3 protein-coding genes are annotated in these 2,844 nt (G+C 38.1%); all 3 read right to left on the bottom strand.

Features of this window, described 5'->3' with window-relative positions; translation table 11 throughout:
• Nucleotides 1-230: 230 nt before the first annotated feature.
• The 3 genes from HMPREF0518_RS10810 to pepF all read right to left on the bottom strand — a co-directional run bounded on the left by HMPREF0518_RS10810 (nt 231) and on the right by pepF (nt 2,765).
• A complete protein-coding gene (locus tag HMPREF0518_RS10810) occupies nt 231-680 on the bottom strand; it encodes a Fic family protein (RefSeq protein ID WP_329559911.1) in 450 nt (149 codons plus the stop codon).
• Between the two features lie 21 nt (nt 681-701).
• Complete coding sequence (locus tag HMPREF0518_RS10975; RefSeq protein WP_003627320.1) at nt 702-833, bottom strand: hypothetical protein; 132 nt, start codon at nt 831-833, stop codon at nt 702-704.
• Between the two features lie 135 nt (nt 834-968).
• Entirely contained in the window at nt 969-2,765 is a 1,797-nt protein-coding gene (gene pepF / locus HMPREF0518_RS06645) for an oligoendopeptidase F (protein WP_003627319.1), read from the bottom strand.
• Between the last annotated feature and the right edge of the window lie 79 nt (nt 2,766-2,844).

Genomic DNA, 2,844 nt, shown 5'->3' with positions numbered 1-2,844 from the left:
CTAAATTAAAAATTATGCTAGAGGAAAATCCAAATAAGTGGACGGGAGCTGGCTTGAAAGGTTCCATTTAAAAGCAAAAAGCTGATAATTCACGTGAAAGTGAGTTGTCAGCTTTTTGTATGGGTATCTTTTTCAAGTCAGTGTCATTAAAAACTTATCGGTATCAAATACGCTGAAATGATACCGATAATTATGAAATGATACCAAAAAAATGAGAGTTTGGTATCATTTTATTTATTCTTGATGATTCTTATCAAATTCTTCCTGAGCTTTAAAATTACGTTCAAATATTTCGTAACGTTTTTGTTCAGTGGCAGTTTCTGTTTGGCATATTCGGTAAGACTAACAACATCTTGATCAGCCTCGTAAGTAATGTATTGCGCTTTATCGTCTTTTTCGATGATTAAAAAGGGCATTTCATTTTTAGCAAGTTCTAAGTTAATTAGCTCTCGACCAGTTCTGCCATTTCCGTCTTCAAAGGGATGAATTCGTTCAAAATTAATATGTGCAGCCATCAGATTTTGGAGGAATTCATCTTTAGTTTGACTGTTTTCTAGACGATAATTGGTATTTTCTGCCCATTGTTTGACAGCAATAGGAGTCTCAGCTACGGAAGAAGTTTGGAAATCAGCACCTAAGATCATATTTTCATTTTGTTTGAATTTACCTGCAGTACTAATGGTATTTTTAGTTAATTCAAATTATTGTAATTTCAAAATATTATCAATGGTTAATTCCGCATTATTGTTAGCCATATTGAGCATTAGATAGAATGCATCTTTTTGATTACTGGCTTCGTAAATATCACGTAGCTTAACGCCTTTATTATTCACAAAAGTTACTCTGTCGTATAAAACAATGGCTTCCGTTTGCCCGAGCGATAATGAATTACCTTAAATTGCATTTGAGTGCTAGGCAAAACGGACTAAAGCATCTCTAATATAATCTGGAGAATAAGCCTGCATGAATTACTTACCAATCAAACTCTCGAATTCGTTCAATCTCTTTTCAAAAGTCTTGAAAGCATCTTTCAAATAATCGGGCTTAGTCATGTCAACGCCGGCACGCTTCATGATCTCAGTAGGATAGTCACTAGAACCTGACTTAAGGTAGCCCAGGTATGCATCCCTATCAGCCTGACTACCATGCACAACCTTGTTAGCCAAAGCCGTTGCAGCCGCAAATCCAGTCGCATATTGATAAACGTAGAAGTTGTAGTAGAAGTGCGGAATTCGTGACCATTCAAGCGCAATATCGCCACCAGGTTCAACACTGTCGCCGTAGTAATGCTGGTTAATTTGACCATAAACATCATCCAAAATATCGGCAGTCAATGGTTCGCCCTTAGCATCTGCTTCGTGGATAAATTGTTCAAATACCGCAAATTGAGTTTGGCGGAACAATGTACCCTTGAATGAATCAAGGTAGTGGTTCAAGATGAATGCGCGCGTCTTAGGATCAGTGATATGGTCCAAGAAATATTCAGTCAAAATATTTTCATTAGTGGTTGAAGCAATTTCAGCCACGAAGATTGGGTAATTACCATAGATATAAGGCTGACTGTGGCGGGTGTACCAAGAGTGAACTGAGTGTCCAGTTTCATGAACTAAAGTATAGAGTGAATCGATATTGTCTTCCCAGTTCAAAAGTTCATATGGATCGGTATCGTAAGCACCACCAGAGTAAGCACCAGTAACCTTGCCCTTAGATTCAACAGGATCAATCACACGGTTGTTAAAAATATAATCAACATGCTTTAAGTAGTCTTCGCCAAGTGGCTTCATGGCTTCTTTAGCTACCTTTTTAGCCTCTTCAAAGTTGTAAGACAAAGCAGGCTTACCAGTTAGCGGCACGTACATGTCCCACATTTGTAAGTCTTTAAGACCTAAAATTTTCTTGCGCAATGCGACATAACGGTGAAGCAAGTCAAGGTGTGAATCAACTTCTTTAATTAATGTGTCGTAAACTTCAACAGGTACGCCGTTATCAGCTAATGCGGCTTCACGAGCTGAATCATACTTGTGCATGCGTGCGTTGTAGTTATGTTTTTTCACAACGCCGGAGAGAGTAGAGGCAAGCGAGTTTTGGAATTGACCATAGCTGGCATAGAGAGTATTAAAAGCACCTTTACGCACGTCACGATTTTGGGACTGAATCAATAATGAATACAAGCCATTGGATAATTGCTCCATGTTGCCGTCTTCATCTTGCACATAACCATATTCCATGTCAGAGTTGGTTAAAACGTTAAAGGTATTCTCTGACACGCTCATAGCATCCCCTGCGTCAGCGATAATTTTTTCTTCTTCTGCTGGCAAAGTATGAGGACGCTTGTTAGTGATCATTTCCAAATAGTGGGCGTAATCAGCTAATCTTGGCTCGTCTTTTTTGAATTGTTCAAACTTTTCGGCAGGGATACTCAAAATTTCAGGATTAATAAAACTGGTTGTTGCTTCAAATTGATTGGACAAGCTTTGCACGCGGCTAACGTAGCCCAAATAATGTGAGTTAGAAGTATCAACATCGCTAGACATAGTGGCATAAACGTAAATATTTTCTACATCACGTTTAACTGCCAAAATCTTGGTCAAGCCTTCATACAAATCTTTGCCTGATTTAGCCAAGCTTCCCTTTAATTCACTTAGCTTAGCCACGTCATCTTTTGCCTTGTCAAAGGCATTTTCCCAGTCTTGGTCTGTTTTAAAGATGCGGGTTAAATCCCACTTCAAATCTTCTGGGACTTCGCTTCTTGTTGGAATCGCCATAAATTTTCCTCCATTAATTACATTTTGTATACATCATAATTCAATGTACAATGAAACACAAAAAATAAGTTATTATTAA

Source organism: Lactobacillus helveticus DSM 20075 = CGMCC 1.1877 (assembly GCF_000160855.1).
GTDB classification, from domain to species: Bacteria; Bacillota; Bacilli; order Lactobacillales; family Lactobacillaceae; genus Lactobacillus; species Lactobacillus helveticus.
The sequence above is the reverse complement of the archived record's forward strand: the minus strand, read 5'-3'. Positions and strand labels throughout refer to the sequence as shown.

Coding starts and splice junctions, on each gene's coding strand:
- pepF (WP_003627319.1), bottom strand. CDS start 2,765: ATGGCGATTCCAACAAGAAGCGAAGTCCCAGAAGATTTGAAGTGGGAT.